Origin of the sequence: Streptomyces sp. NBC_00271 (assembly GCF_036178845.1) — a bacterium.
GTDB lineage: Bacteria > Actinomycetota > Actinomycetes > Streptomycetales > Streptomycetaceae > Streptomyces.
Genome location: NZ_CP108070.1, coordinates 6,687,009 through 6,701,205, shown reverse-complemented (window position 1 = coordinate 6,701,205; position 14,197 = coordinate 6,687,009). Strand labels below are relative to the sequence as shown.

8 protein-coding genes and 3 rRNA genes are annotated in these 14,197 nt (G+C 64.9%); 1 reads left to right on the top strand and 10 read right to left on the bottom strand.

The genetic code is table 11. From position 1 onward, the window contains the following. Window positions 1-97: 97 nt before the first annotated feature. The 7 genes from OG798_RS30455 to OG798_RS30425 form a co-directional block, all read right to left on the bottom strand. On the bottom strand, window positions 98-1,270 hold the full coding sequence (locus tag OG798_RS30455; protein ID WP_267062528.1) for an acetoin utilization protein AcuC: 1,173 nt from the start codon (window positions 1,268-1,270) through the stop codon (window positions 98-100). After that, a complete protein-coding gene (locus OG798_RS30450; RefSeq protein WP_328757997.1) occupies window positions 1,221-2,471 on the bottom strand; it encodes an MFS transporter in 1,251 nt (416 codons plus the stop codon). The genes OG798_RS30455 and OG798_RS30450 overlap by 50 nt, the downstream gene beginning before the upstream one ends. 60 nt (window positions 2,472-2,531) lie before the next feature. Further along, on the bottom strand, window positions 2,532-3,254 hold the full coding sequence (locus OG798_RS30445) for a VC0807 family protein (RefSeq protein ID WP_267062527.1): 723 nt from the start codon (window positions 3,252-3,254) through the stop codon (window positions 2,532-2,534). Between the two features lie 134 nt (window positions 3,255-3,388). After that, window positions 3,389-4,033: an HAD family hydrolase gene (locus OG798_RS30440; RefSeq protein ID WP_121415412.1), complete on the bottom strand. Its 645-nt coding sequence runs from the start codon at window positions 4,031-4,033 to the stop codon at window positions 3,389-3,391. 74 nt (window positions 4,034-4,107) lie between these two features. Then, a 5S ribosomal RNA gene (rrf, locus tag OG798_RS30435) occupies window positions 4,108-4,224 on the bottom strand. 92 nt (window positions 4,225-4,316) lie between these two features. Next, window positions 4,317-7,437 (bottom strand): 23S ribosomal RNA (locus tag OG798_RS30430). Window positions 7,438-7,753: 316 nt separating this feature from the next. Continuing rightward, window positions 7,754-9,279: ribosomal RNA gene (locus tag OG798_RS30425) — 16S ribosomal RNA — on the bottom strand. The 16S, 23S and 5S rRNA genes sit together here, the layout of an rRNA operon. 862 nt (window positions 9,280-10,141) lie before the next feature. Between OG798_RS30425 and trpS the strand changes: the two genes are divergently transcribed. Further along, entirely contained in the window at window positions 10,142-11,140 is a 999-nt protein-coding gene (gene trpS, locus OG798_RS30420) for a tryptophan--tRNA ligase (protein WP_095853263.1), read from the top strand. Between the two features lie 77 nt (window positions 11,141-11,217). Here trpS and proC read toward each other — a convergent pair whose 3' ends face one another. The 3 genes from proC to OG798_RS30405 form a co-directional block, all read right to left on the bottom strand. Further along, window positions 11,218-12,027 (bottom strand): pyrroline-5-carboxylate reductase, encoded by an 810-nt coding sequence (proC, locus tag OG798_RS30415; RefSeq protein ID WP_054228694.1) that lies wholly within the window; start codon window positions 12,025-12,027, stop codon window positions 11,218-11,220. Between the two features lie 275 nt (window positions 12,028-12,302). After that, window positions 12,303-13,103, bottom strand: coding sequence for an ABC transporter permease (locus tag OG798_RS30410; RefSeq protein WP_121415415.1), 801 nt, complete (start codon window positions 13,101-13,103; stop codon window positions 12,303-12,305). Next, on the bottom strand, window positions 13,100-13,960 hold the full coding sequence (locus OG798_RS30405) for an ABC transporter ATP-binding protein (protein WP_095853265.1): 861 nt from the start codon (window positions 13,958-13,960) through the stop codon (window positions 13,100-13,102). Before OG798_RS30405 ends, OG798_RS30410 begins: the two co-directional genes overlap by 4 nt. Between the last annotated feature and the right edge of the window lie 237 nt (window positions 13,961-14,197).

The following is a 14,197-nucleotide window of genomic DNA, read 5'->3' as shown; positions in this document are numbered from 1 at the left end:
CCCCGCAGGGGTGCAGGGGCGGAGCCCCGTCGGGGTTGAAGGGGCGGAGCCCCTGGGGATGGGTCGGGTAGGGGCGGCGGGGGCGAAGGAAGAAGGGTCAGGGCAGGAGGCCCCGAAGGGGGAAGACCGCGCGGCGCGTCGCAACGATCGCCTGGTCGAGGCGGTCGGCCGGGTCGTACCCGGACTCCCACCCCTTCCAGGACACGGGCCACCGCCCGTCCGTCATCCGCACGGGCGCCAACTGCCGCGTACGAGCGAAGACCTCCTGCCGCCAGCTCTCAGGAATCACCGTCTCGGGGTCGATCGGCCGCCCCGCCGCGACGGCGACCAGATGCGTCCAGGACCGCGGCACGACGTCCACGACCGCATACCCGCCCCCACCCAACGCGACCCACCGCCCGTCGGCGTACTCGTGCGCCAGGTCGTGACAGGCGACCTGCACGGCCCGCTGCGCGTCGAGCGAGACGGCCAGATGAGCGAGCGGGTCCTCGAAGTGGGTGTCGGCACCGTGCTGGGTGACCAGCACCTGCGGCCGAAACTCGGCGACGAGCTCAGGCACCACGGAGTGGAACGCCCGCAGCCACCCCGCGTCCCCGGTCCCGGCCGGCAGCGCGACATTGACGGCGGAGCCCTCCGCCGAGGAGGCCCCCGTCTCCTCCGGCCACCCGGTCTGCGGGAACAGCGTCCGCGGATGCTCGTGCAGCGAGATCGTCAGAACCCGGGGGTCATCCCAGAACGCCGCCTGCACCCCGTCCCCGTGATGCACATCGACATCCACGTACGCGACCCGCTCGGCCCCCAGCTCCAGCAGCCGCGCGATCGCGAGAGAGGCGTCGTTGTAGATGCAGAACCCGGACGCCCCGCCCGGCATCGCATGGTGCAGCCCACCCGCGAAGTTCACGGCGTGCAGCGCGTCCCCGTGCCACACCGCCTCCGCCGCCCCGACCGACTGCCCGGCGATCAGCGCCGACACCTCGTGCATTCCCACGAAGGCGGGATCGTCCATGGTCCCGAGCCCGTACGAGGCATCCGCGGCCCCCGGATCCACCGACGCGACCTTGACCGCCTCGACATAGTCCTCACGATGCACGAGCCGCAACGTCGACTCCCCGGCCGGCTTCGCCGCGACGACATCGACCTCCCGATCGAGCCCGAAGGCATCGACCAGTCGCCGGGTCAGCGCCAGCCGGACTGGATCCATCGGATGGTCCGGGCCGAAGTCATAGCCCGTTACTGCCTCGTCCCACATCAGCTGTGCGCGGCCGCTCATGTCCGTCACCGTATCGGTCCGGTTCGGGCGCGAACGAGCGGGCGTACCCCAAGGTCGCAAGGACCAACACCATCGGCACAAGCATGGCGCCCCGGTAGTTCCAGGCGTCGCCCAACGCCCCCACCAACGGCGAACCGATCAAGAACCCGACGTAATTGAAGATGTTCAGCCGTGCGATGGCAGCGTCCGAAGCCCCGGGAAACAACCGTCCGGCCGCCGCGAACGTCTGCGGCACCAGCACACACAACCCCAGCCCCAGCAACGTGAACCCGAGCATCCCGACCCACGCCCCCGGTGCCACCGCCACCACCGCGAACCCCAGCGCCGCCACGACCGCCCCCAGCCGTACGACGGCCACCGCCCCGAACCGCCGCACCCCGAAGTCCCCGACGGCCCGTCCCACCAGCGTCATCACCATGTAGACGTTGTAGGGAACGGTCGCCAACTGCTCCGAACTGCCCAGCACATCCTGCAGATACTTCGCACTCCAGTTTGAAACTGTCGAGTCCCCGATGTACGCGAACGTCATCACCAGGCACAGCGGCAACAGCAGCCTGAAGACCAGGGCCCCACTCTCTCCCTGCCTCTTCCCGGCCTCCGCATCCACACTGGCATCGGCATCGGCCTCAAGACCAGAGGCGGCGCCCCCGTCGACGTACCACCGACTCCCCACGAACGCCGCCGGCAGCAGCACGAGCACCACCGGCAGATAGGACACCAACAGCGAGAGGTGCCAGTGCGCCCCCACCCACGCGAGCGAGGCGCCCACGATCCCGCCCAGGCTGTACGTGGCGTGAAAGCCGAGCATAATGCTGCGCCCGTACGTCCGCTGGAGGCTCACCCCGAGCATGTTCATGGACGCGTCGAGCGCGCCGACCGCGAGCCCGAAGGCACCGAGCGCGACCGCCAGTTCGACCAGCCGGTCCCCCGCCCCGACCCCGAGCAGCGCCAGGAGCACAACAGGCTGGGACCAGCGCAGCAGCCGACTGGGCCGTATTCGCTTCACCAGCTGCTCGGTCGTCACGCTGCCGACCCCGGCGAGGATCGGCACGGCGGCCAGGAACGCGGGCAGCAGAGCGTCGGAGACGCCGTACCGGTCCTGGATGGCCGGAATGCGCGTCACGAGCAGGGCAAAGGCGGCGCCCTGAGCGAAGAAGCTGAACGCCAAAGAGGCCCTACCGCGACGCAGCACATCTGTCATGGCGGCGAGCGTAGGGCCCCGGCATACCGGTGGGTAGATCCAGCCGAAGATGAATTTTGCTCAACTCTTGGACTGGATCGTCCCGGCGACGTCGTTCTCCAGCATCTTCTCCATCGGACCGACCGCCAGCCGCCCACTGACCAGGATGGCCACCGCGATCGAACCGATCATCACGACCGTGCCCAGCCAGACCATCGTGTCGACCGGCAGGGTGTACGCCCCCACGACCCGCGCGACGCACTCGCCGAGCAGCACCACGCCCCAGACCAGGGAGAAGGTCCGCTCGGCCTTCCGGAACCGCGGGGAGCCTGCCGCCAGCCGGTCCCAGGCGGCGTTCTTGGCCGCGTCGCCCTTGATGAGGAACGGCTTCATGCCCGCCGTCATCATCGGCCTGCCGAGCTTCACGGAGACCAGGATGCCGATGCCGATCGCGCTGCTGACCCCGCTGTCCTTGGCCAGCATCAGCCGCGGGTCACCGGCGACGAGGCTGAGCGCCAGCCCGACGACGTTGACGAACAGGATCAGCCCGGCCAGGGCGTTGGCCTTGCGCTCCTTCACCACGCCCCACACGGTCCGCACCGCCGGCACCACGCTGCTCCAGCCGAGGGCCGCCATGGTGCTCATGCCGAACCCGTTCTTGAGGAGGTAGTACGACCCGACGGGCACCGCCACGTCGAGGATCAGCGGCAGGAAGCTGGGCCTGGCGGCGGCAGCGGCGCTCGTGGCTGCCGGTGCCTCGACGGTGGTCGCTCCAGTGCTGGTCTCGATGGCCGTGATGCTCATGATCGGGTCCCTCCGTCGTCGCTGTGTACGTCCCGTTCCGATGTACTCAGCTTCGCGGTCGGACCCCACTCGCCAACAGAAACGATCGTCCGGAGCTCGGCGTGACAAATGTCAGTGCCGCGCGATGGGTGCCGTCATACGAGCAGGTCAGCCAACTCTCCCAGCTCGGAGAAGAGTTGAGTGGCACCGGTGAGCTTGGCGGCCGGCGTCATGGCGGTGAACCCGTACACGTCCATCCCCGCGGCGTTCGCGGCCCGCACCCCGAGCGGACTGTCCTCCACGACGACACACCGCTCCGGCGCCACGCTCATCCGCTCGGCCGCGTAAAGAAACAGATCGGGGGCCGGCTTGCCCCGCCCCACATCCTGCGAGCTGAAGACACGCCCCTCGTCGAACCATCGGTCGAGCCCGGTCTTCCGATGCCCCACCCGGATCCGCTCATGGCTCCCGGAGGAGGCCACGCAGTACGGGACCTCGTCCGCGGCCAGCTTCTCCAGCAACTGCACGGCACCGGGAACGGGTTGCAGCTCCCGCTCGAAGGCGGCGAACACCCGCCCGTGAAAGACGTCGTCGAAATCCTCCGGCAGCCGCTGCCCGCTCCGCTCCTGGACGAGCTCGTGGATGCGGTGCATGGCAGACCCCATGTAGTCCCGGATGGACTCCTCGTACGAGGTCGGGTATCCGAGTTCGGTGAGATAGGCGGCCAGAATCGTGTTGGAGATCGGCTCACTGTCCACGAGGACGCCGTCGTTGTCGAAGATCACCAAGTCATAGCGCATGACAAAACACTAGACCCCCGAACGCAGAAAACCCCCGTACCGATTTCCCGGTACGGGGGTTCTCCCTACAATTAGTTCGGCGGCGTCCTACTCTCCCACAGGGTCCCCCCTGCAGTACCATCGGCGCTGTGAGGCTTAGCTTCCGGGTTCGGAATGTAACCGGGCGTTTCCCTCACGCTATGACCACCGAAACACTATGAAACTGTAACTACCGCACCATTGCCGTGGCCCGACAACGGGGTTGTTCGTGGTTTCAGAACCAACACAGTGGACGCGAGCAACTGAGGACAAGCCCTCGGCCTATTAGTACCGGTCACCTCCAGCGGTTACCCGCCTTCCAGATCCGGCCTATCAACCCAGTCGTCTACTGGGAGCCTTAACCCCTCAAAGGGGGTGGGAATACTCATCTCGAAGCAGGCTTCCCGCTTAGATGCTTTCAGCGGTTATCCCTCCCGAACGTAGCCAACCAGCCATGCCCTTGGCAGGACAACTGGCACACCAGAGGTTCGTCCGTCCCGGTCCTCTCGTACTAGGGACAGCCCTTCTCAATATTCCTACGCGCGCAGCGGATAGGGACCGAACTGTCTCACGACGTTCTAAACCCAGCTCGCGTACCGCTTTAATGGGCGAACAGCCCAACCCTTGGGACCGACTCCAGCCCCAGGATGCGACGAGCCGACATCGAGGTGCCAAACCATCCCGTCGATATGGACTCTTGGGGAAGATCAGCCTGTTATCCCCGGGGTACCTTTTATCCGTTGAGCGACGGCGCTTCCACAAGCCACCGCCGGATCACTAGTCCCGACTTTCGTCCCTGCTCGACCCGTCGGTCTCACAGTCAAGCTCCCTTGTGCACTTACACTCAACACCTGATTACCAACCAGGCTGAGGGAACCTTTGGGCGCCTCCGTTACTCTTTAGGAGGCAACCGCCCCAGTTAAACTACCCATCAGACACTGTCCCTGATCCGGATCACGGACCCAGGTTAGACATCCAGCACGACCAGAGTGGTATTTCAACGACGACTCCCCCTGAGCTGGCGCTCAGAGTTCAAAGTCTCCCACCTATCCTACACAAGCCGAACCGAACACCAATATCAAACTGTAGTAAAGGTCCCGGGGTCTTTCCGTCCTGCTGCGCGAAACGAGCATCTTTACTCGTAGTGCAATTTCACCGGGCCTATGGTTGAGACAGTCGAGAAGTCGTTACGCCATTCGTGCAGGTCGGAACTTACCCGACAAGGAATTTCGCTACCTTAGGATGGTTATAGTTACCACCGCCGTTTACTGGCGCTTAAGTTCTCAGCTTCGCCACCCCGAAGAGTGACTAACCGGTCCCCTTAACGTTCCAGCACCGGGCAGGCGTCAGTCCGTATACATCGCCTTACGGCTTCGCACGGACCTGTGTTTTTAGTAAACAGTCGCTTCTCGCTGGTCTCTGCGGCCACCCCCAGCTCACGGAGTAAATCCGATCACCGGTGATGGCCCCCTTCTCCCGAAGTTACGGGGGCATTTTGCCGAGTTCCTTAACCATAGTTCACCCGAACGCCTCGGTATTCTCTACCTGACCACCTGAGTCGGTTTAGGGTACGGGCCGCCATGAAACTCGCTAGAGGCTTTTCTCGACAGCATAGGATCATCCACTTCACCACAATCGGCTCGGCATCAGGTCTCAGCCTTAATGTGTGACGGATTTACCTATCACACGGCCTACACCCTTACCCCGGGACAACCACCGCCCGGGATGGACTACCTTCCTGCGTCACCCCATCACTCACCTACTGCAGGTCTGGTCCGTCGGCTCCACCACTCCCCTTTGCCCGAAGGCTCCGGGGCGGCTTCACGGACTTAGCATCGCCTGGTTCAATGTTTGACGCTTCACAGCGGGTACCGGAATATCAACCGGTTATCCATCGACTACGCCTGTCGGCCTCGCCTTAGGTCCCGACTTACCCTGGGCAGATCAGCTTGACCCAGGAACCCTTAGTCAATCGGCGCACACGTTTCTCACGTGTGTATCGCTACTCATGCCTGCATTCTCACTCGTGAACCGTCCACCACTGCCTTCCGGCGCGGCTTCACCCGGCACACGACGCTCCCCTACCCATCACAGCGGGCGTTGGCCCTATTGCTGCAATGACACGACTTCGGCGGTACGCTTGAGCCCCGCTACATTGTCGGCGCGGAATCACTAGACCAGTGAGCTATTACGCACTCTTTCAAGGGTGGCTGCTTCTAAGCCAACCTCCTGGTTGTCTCTGCGACTCCACATCCTTTCCCACTTAGCGTACGCTTAGGGGCCTTAGTCGATGCTCTGGGCTGTTTCCCTCTCGACCATGGAGCTTATCCCCCACAGTCTCACTGCCGCGCTCTCACTTACCGGCATTCGGAGTTTGGCTAAGGTCAGTAACCCGGTAGGGCCCATCGCCTATCCAGTGCTCTACCTCCGGCAAGAAACACACGACGCTGCACCTAAATGCATTTCGGGGAGAACCAGCTATCACGGAGTTTGATTGGCCTTTCACCCCTAACCACAGGTCATCCCCCAGGTTTTCAACCCTGGTGGGTTCGGTCCTCCACGACCTCTTACAGCCGCTTCAACCTGCCCATGGCTAGATCACTCCGCTTCGGGTCTTGAGCGCGCTACTAAATCGCCCTATTCGGACTCGCTTTCGCTACGGCTTCCCCACACGGGTTAACCTCGCAACACACCGCAAACTCGCAGGCTCATTCTTCAAAAGGCACGCAGTCACGAGGCAAGCACAAGTGCTTGCCCGACGCTCCCACGGCTTGTAGGCACACGGTTTCAGGTACTATTTCACTCCGCTCCCGCGGTACTTTTCACCATTCCCTCACGGTACTATCCGCTATCGGTCACCAGGGAATATTTAGGCTTAGCGGGTGGTCCCGCCAGATTCACACGGGATTTCTCGGGCCCCGTGCTACTTGGGTGTTTCTCAAACGAGCCGTTGACGTTTCGACTACGGGGGTCTTACCCTCTACGCCGGACCTTTCGCATGTCCTTCGCCTACATCAACGGTTTCTGACTCGTCTCACGGCCGGCAGACCGTGAAAGAGAAATCCCACAACCCCACATACGCAACCCCTGCCGGGTCTCACACGCATATGGTTTGGCCTCATCCAGTTTCGCTCGCCACTACTCCCGGAATCACGGTTGTTTTCTCTTCCTGCGGGTACTGAGATGTTTCACTTCCCCGCGTTCCCTCCACATACCCTATGTGTTCAGGTATGGGTGACAGCCCATGACGACTGCCGGGTTTCCCCATTCGGAAACCCCCGGATCAAAGCCTGGTTGACGACTCCCCGGGGACTATCGTGGCCTCCCACGTCCTTCATCGGTTCCTGGTGCCAAGGCATCCACCGTGCGCCCTTAAAAACTTGGCCACAGATGCTCGCGTCCACTGTGCAGTTCTCAAACAACGACCAACCACCCATCACCCCAAACCTTCCGGTTCGAGTGCACTGGGGCCGGCACTGAAGGCAGCCGATTCGGCCGTACCTTCAGACACCCAACAGCGTGCCCGGCACCCTTGCCGCTTCCCTCATTCGTTCCACGCCCCGAAGAGCAGTACTGGAAGGAGAAGACAGTCAAGTGTGCCGAATAATCAACGTTCCACCCATGAGCAACCAGCATCAGACATTCGCCGATGTACTGGCCTCTGACCTCACCCCGGAGGGATCGGTAAGAAGTGCTCCTTAGAAAGGAGGTGATCCAGCCGCACCTTCCGGTACGGCTACCTTGTTACGACTTCGTCCCAATCGCCAGTCCCACCTTCGACAGCTCCCTCCCACAAGGGGTTGGGCCACCGGCTTCGGGTGTTACCGACTTTCGTGACGTGACGGGCGGTGTGTACAAGGCCCGGGAACGTATTCACCGCAGCAATGCTGATCTGCGATTACTAGCAACTCCGACTTCATGGGGTCGAGTTGCAGACCCCAATCCGAACTGAGACAGGCTTTTTGAGATTCGCTCCGCCTCACGGCTTCGCAGCTCATTGTACCTGCCATTGTAGCACGTGTGCAGCCCAAGACATAAGGGGCATGATGACTTGACGTCGTCCCCACCTTCCTCCGAGTTGACCCCGGCAGTCTCCTGTGAGTCCCCATCACCCCGAAGGGCATGCTGGCAACACAGAACAAGGGTTGCGCTCGTTGCGGGACTTAACCCAACATCTCACGACACGAGCTGACGACAGCCATGCACCACCTGTACACCGACCACAAGGGGGCGACCATCTCTGGCCGTTTCCGGTGTATGTCAAGCCTTGGTAAGGTTCTTCGCGTTGCGTCGAATTAAGCCACATGCTCCGCTGCTTGTGCGGGCCCCCGTCAATTCCTTTGAGTTTTAGCCTTGCGGCCGTACTCCCCAGGCGGGGAACTTAATGCGTTAGCTGCGGCACCGACGACGTGGAATGTCGCCAACACCTAGTTCCCACCGTTTACGGCGTGGACTACCAGGGTATCTAATCCTGTTCGCTCCCCACGCTTTCGCTCCTCAGCGTCAGTAATGGCCCAGAGATCCGCCTTCGCCACCGGTGTTCCTCCTGATATCTGCGCATTTCACCGCTACACCAGGAATTCCGATCTCCCCTACCACACTCTAGCTAGCCCGTATCGAATGCAGACCCGGGGTTAAGCCCCGGGCTTTCACACCCGACGTGACAAGCCGCCTACGAGCTCTTTACGCCCAATAATTCCGGACAACGCTTGCGCCCTACGTATTACCGCGGCTGCTGGCACGTAGTTAGCCGGCGCTTCTTCTGCAGGTACCGTCACTTTCGCTTCTTCCCTGCTGAAAGAGGTTTACAACCCGAAGGCCGTCATCCCTCACGCGGCGTCGCTGCATCAGGCTTTCGCCCATTGTGCAATATTCCCCACTGCTGCCTCCCGTAGGAGTCTGGGCCGTGTCTCAGTCCCAGTGTGGCCGGTCGCCCTCTCAGGCCGGCTACCCGTCGTCGCCTTGGTGAGCCACTACCTCACCAACAAGCTGATAGGCCGCGGGCTCATCCTTCACCGCCGGAGCTTTTAACCCACCCAGATGCCCGGGCAGGTGTTATCCGGTATTAGACCCCGTTTCCAGGGCTTGTCCCAGAGTGAAGGGCAGATTGCCCACGTGTTACTCACCCGTTCGCCACTAATCCACCCCGAAGGGCTTCATCGTTCGACTTGCATGTGTTAAGCACGCCGCCAGCGTTCGTCCTGAGCCAGGATCAAACTCTCCGTGAATGTTTTCCCGTAATCGGGACGACACCACGAGAGCGGAACCGAGGAGAGGAATAATCCCCCCGGTTCACAGCGTCCTCGCTGTGCGCCTGCCAGGCAGTGCCCGGCAGGACTTTTTCAAAGGAACCTCGTCCCAGCCGATCGGCCGGAGACGGGGTATCAACATATCTGGCGTTGATTTTTGGCACGCTGTTGAGTTCTCAAGGAACGGACGCTTCCTTTGTACTCACCCTCTCGGGCTTTCCTCCGGGCGCTTCCCTTCGGTCCTGCTGTCTTGCTTTGTTCTTGCGTTTCCGACTCTATCAGACCGTTTCGCGATCCGATTTCCTCGGTGCTTTCCAGGTTTCCGCTCTCGCGTTTCCCTTTCCGGCGGTTCCGACTCTATCAGATCCTTTCGGGCCTGATTCCCAGTCAGCGGGGCTTGTCTTCCAGGCCCTTGGGCCGTTCCGACGAGTGAGACTTTAGCGGATTCCTGGCTCCCGAGCTAATCGGGGTGGCGCCCTTTCGAACGCGGAATCCTCATTTCGCAAACACGCATGAAAACGAGCCGACGACGAGTCGCCGTTCGCTGAGTGCTTGTTGCGGAATGGCTGTCCGGGGACCGACCGGAGTCGGCGCTCACGTCGGACAACTCGGAGAACACTACGTACGGGGTAGGGGCGTGTCAAATCCGCCCCGGGGCGCCCTCCGGAGGCGTAGCCTCTGGGCCATGACTACGCATACGTGCACCCAGCAGTGGTGGGCCGCCTGACGGCGGCCGTACTCACGTATGTACTCAACGGCCGCCGCCTCGGCGGCCGTTTTTGTGTCTCCCTCCTGGGAAGCCGGCCGACGGGTGCGGCGGCCTCGACCAGGAGGTGGAGAGATGACGCGGGTCTTCAGTGGGGTCAAGCCGACCGGGCATCTGACGCTGGGGAACTATCTCGGGGCCATGCGGCGGTGGGCCGATGTCGATCAGCACCAGGCCGACGCCCTGTTCTGCGTCGTAGACCTGCACGCGCTGACCGTGGACCACGATCCGGGACGGGTACGCAGGCTCAGTAGGCAGGCGGCGACGTTGTTGCTGGCCTCGGGGCTCGATCCGGAGCTGTGCACCGTCTTCGTACAGAGTCATGTGGACGAGCACACGCGGCTGTCGTATCTGCTGGAGTGCGTCGCGACCGACGGGGAGATGCGGCGGATGATCCAGTACAAGGAGAAGGCCGCGCGCGAGCGGGAGCGGGGCGGGAGTGTGCGGCTGTCCTTGCTGACGTATCCCGTACTGATGGCGGCGGACATCCTGGCGTACGGGACCGACGAGGTGCCGGTCGGGGACGACCAGACGCAGCATGTGGAGCTGACCCGGGATCTCGCGGTGCGGTTCAACCAGCGCTACGGGCACACCTTCGTGGTGCCCCGTGCCACGCGGCCGCAGGTCGCGGCGCGGGTCATGAATCTGCAGGAGCCGACGTCGAAGATGGGCAAGAGCGATGACGTGGGGCCGGGCGTCGTCTATCTGCTCGATGAGCCGGATGCCGTACGGAAGAAGATCATGCGGGCCATGACCGACAGCGGGCAGGACGTCGTGTACGACCCCGAGGCGCGGCCGGGGGTCTCGAACCTGCTGGAGATTCTCGCCGCGTGTGAGGGTGGGGATCCGGAAACCCTGGGCGGCGCCTATGAGTCGTACGGCGCCTTGAAGAAGGACACCGCCGAGGCCGTGATCGAACTTCTCCGGCCCGTGCAGGAGAGGCACAAGCGGTTGTGCGCGGATCCCTCTTATGTGGAGGCGGTCTTGCGCGACGGCGCCGTGAAGGCCCGGGAGATGGCGCGTCCTCGGGTGGACGCGGCGTATCGGGCGATCGGGCTGCTGGCCGTCGGCTGAAGTCCCGGAGGGGGCGGGGTTGAGTGAGCGGCGGGCCGGGGCGGTGGCCCCGGCCCCGGTCCCGGCCCCGCTGTCTTTCAGCTGTTGCCGGAGGCCAGTTCGCGGCTGCGGTCGCGGGCTGCCTCCAGTGCGGCGATGAGGGCCGCGCGGACGCCGTGGTTCTCGAGTTCGCGGATCGCGTTGATCGTGGTGCCCGCGGGAGAGGTGACGGCCTCGCGGAGTTTCACGGGGTGCTCCCCGCTGTCGCGGAGCATCACGGCGGCGCCGATCGCGGACTGGACGATCAGGTCGTGGGCCTTGTCGCGCGGCAGGCCCAGCAGGATGCCCGCGTCCGTCATGGCCTCGACCAGATAGAAGAAGTACGCCGGTCCCGAGCCGGAGAGCGCGGTGCAGGCGTCCTGCTGGGACTCGGGGACGCGGAGCGTCTTGCCGACGGCCCCGAAGATCTCCTCGGCGTGGGCGAGGTGCGCTTCGGTGGCGTGGCTGCCGGCGGAGATGACGGACATCGCCTCGTCGACGAGGGCCGGGGTGTTCGTCATGACCCGGACGACGGGGGTGCCCGCGGTCAGGCGCTCCTCGAAGAAGGAGGTGGGGATGCCGGCCGCGCCGCTGATCACCAGGCGGTCGGCGGGGACGTGGGGGGCGAGTTCGTCGAGGAGGGTGCCCATGTCCTGCGGCTTGACCGTGAGGATCAGGGTGTCGGCGTTCTTGGCGGCCTCGGCGTTGGTGACGGCGGTGACGCCGTAGCGCTCCTGGAGTTCCCTGGCGCGCTCGGGGCGGCGGGCCGTGACCAGGAGGTCGGTGGGGGCCCAGCCGGATCGGATCACTCCGCTGAGCAGGGCTTCGCCGATCTTGCCGGTGCCGAGGACTGCGACTTTCTGGGTCATGGTGCGGGTGCCCTCCGGGGGTGCGTCGTCCTGGGGTCATCCTCGCACTTGGGGGGTTGGGCGGGGTGGGGTGTCCGTTGGGCGGACGGGGGTGGGTCTGCCGCCGTGGGGGGTTTCTCGCCCCCGCCGCCCCTACCCTTCCCATCCCTACCTGGGGGCTCCGCCCCCAGACCCCCGGGTGGGTTTGTACCTGCGAGCCGGTGGGGGCTTGGCGCGCAGTTCCCCGCGCCCCTGGGGGCGGGGCTGCGCCCCTGCCCCCCATCGGCGGGGATTCGTCATGCGGTGCGGCGCCTCAGGGTTGCCGCGCCCAGGGCCAGGACCAGGAGGGCGCAGCCCGCCACGATGAACGCGTCGCGGACGAAGTCGGTCGTCATGTCGGTGTGCTTGAGGACTTCGTTCATGCCGTCGACGGCGTAGGACATGGGGAGGACGTCGGAGAGGGCTTCGAGGACGGGGTGCATGGTCGAGCGGGCCGTGAAGAGGCCGCAGAGGAGGAGCTGGGGGAAGATCACCGCCGGCATGAACTGGACCGCCTGGAATTCCGAGGCCGCGAAGGCCGAGACGAAGAGGCCGAGCGCCGTGCCGAGCAGGGCGTCGAGGAGGGCCACGAGCAGCAGGAGCCAGGGGGAGCCCGTGACGTCGAGGCCGAGGAACCAGACCGCGAGGCCCGTGGCCAGGGCCGACTGGACGACGGCGACGGCGCCGAAGGCCAGGGCATAGCCGGCGATCAGGTCGCCCTTGCCGAGGGGCATGGCGAGGAGGCGTTCCAGGGTGCCCGAGGTGCGTTCGCGCAGGGTGGCGATGGAGGTGACCAGGAACATCGTGATCAGCGGGAAGATCCCGAGGAGGGAGGCCCCGATGGAGTCGAAGGTGCGCGCGCTGCCGTCGAAGACGTAGCGGAGCAGGACGAGCATCAGGCACGGGATGAGGATCATCAGCGCGATGGTGCGCGGGTCGTGGCGGAGCTGGCGCAGGACGCGGGTCGCGGTGGCGGTCGTACGGGAGTAGTTGATCGCGCTCGGGCGGGCGGGGGTCGTCGTGTCCGCGTGCAGGGTCGCGTTCGTGGGCGTGGTCATCGGACGGTCTCCTTGCGGGTGTCGGCGGTCGCGGTGGCCTCGTCGACCAGGTGGAGGAAGGCGGCCTCGACGGTGTCGCGGCCGGTGCGTTCGCGCAGGGCGTCGGGCGTGTCGTCGGCGAGGATCTCGCCCTCGCGCATCAGGAGCAGGCGGTGGCAGCGCTCGGCCTCGTCCATGACGTGGGAGGAGACCAGCAGCGTCGCCTTCCGTTCCGTGGCGATGGCGTGGAAGAGGTTCCACAGGTCGCGGCGCAGGACCGGGTCGAGGCCGACGGTGGGCTCGTCGAGGACCAGGAGTTCGGGGGTGCCGAGCAGCGCGACGGCGAGGGAGACGCGGTTGCGCTGGCCGCCGGAGAGGTTGCCGGCGAGGGAGTCGGCGTGGGTGGTGAGGTCGACGTCGGCGATGGCCTGGGTGACATGGGCGGCGCGGCGGTCGGCGGCGGCGCGGCCGGGGTCGAGGATCGCGGCGAAGTAGTCGAGGTTCTGGCGGATGGTCAGGTCGTCGTAGACCGAGGGGGCCTGGGTGACGTATCCGATGCGGGAGCGGAGTGCGGCGTCTCCGGCGGGGCGGCCGAGGACTTCGAGGGTGCCGGTGACTTTGGCCTGGGTGCCGACGATGGTGCGCATGAGGGTGGACTTGCCGCAGCCGGAGGGGCCGAGGAGGCCGGTGATCTGGCCGCGGGGTACGGCGAAGTCGAGGCCGCGCAGGACGGTGCGGGGGCCGCGTACGACGGTGAGGCCTTCGGCGTGGATGGCGGTGGCCGGGGGCTGGGAGGACTGGGAGGGCTGGAAGGACCGGGGGGTGGTGGTGGCCGTGGCCGTGGGGCGGTCGGGGGGCCGGGGAGCAATATTCATCATGCGATGAATATTGCTCGGGAGGGGTGGCGTCGTCAACCCCGGCAACCCCGGTCGCATTCGACGGCGCAGGCGCGCGGCGGCGTGATCGGAAGGGGGCACTCCGGCATGCGGTGGGGTGGTGCGCTTCCGTGTTCACTCGACGGTTACGCGGAAGGGCTGCGCGATCAACTCCCGTTACCGACAATGGATTTCAGTGCGCGGTCATATGCCCACCGGCCTTGGTGCCGCGCCGCTGGA

Coding starts and splice junctions, on each gene's coding strand:
- OG798_RS30455 (WP_267062528.1), bottom strand. CDS start 1,270: ATGAGCGGCCGCGCACAGCTGATGTGGGACGAGGCAGTAACGGGCTAT.
- OG798_RS30450 (WP_328757997.1), bottom strand. CDS start 2,471: ATGACAGATGTGCTGCGTCGCGGTAGGGCCTCTTTGGCGTTCAGCTTC.
- OG798_RS30445 (WP_267062527.1), bottom strand. CDS start 3,254: ATGAGCATCACGGCCATCGAGACCAGCACTGGAGCGACCACCGTCGAG.
- OG798_RS30440 (WP_121415412.1), bottom strand. CDS start 4,033: ATGCGCTATGACTTGGTGATCTTCGACAACGACGGCGTCCTCGTGGAC.
- trpS (WP_095853263.1), top strand. CDS start 10,142: ATGACGCGGGTCTTCAGTGGGGTCAAGCCGACCGGGCATCTGACGCTG.
- proC (WP_054228694.1), bottom strand. CDS start 12,027: ATGACCCAGAAAGTCGCAGTCCTCGGCACCGGCAAGATCGGCGAAGCC.
- OG798_RS30410 (WP_121415415.1), bottom strand. CDS start 13,103: ATGACCACGCCCACGAACGCGACCCTGCACGCGGACACGACGACCCCC.
- OG798_RS30405 (WP_095853265.1), bottom strand. CDS start 13,960: ATGATGAATATTGCTCCCCGGCCCCCCGACCGCCCCACGGCCACGGCC.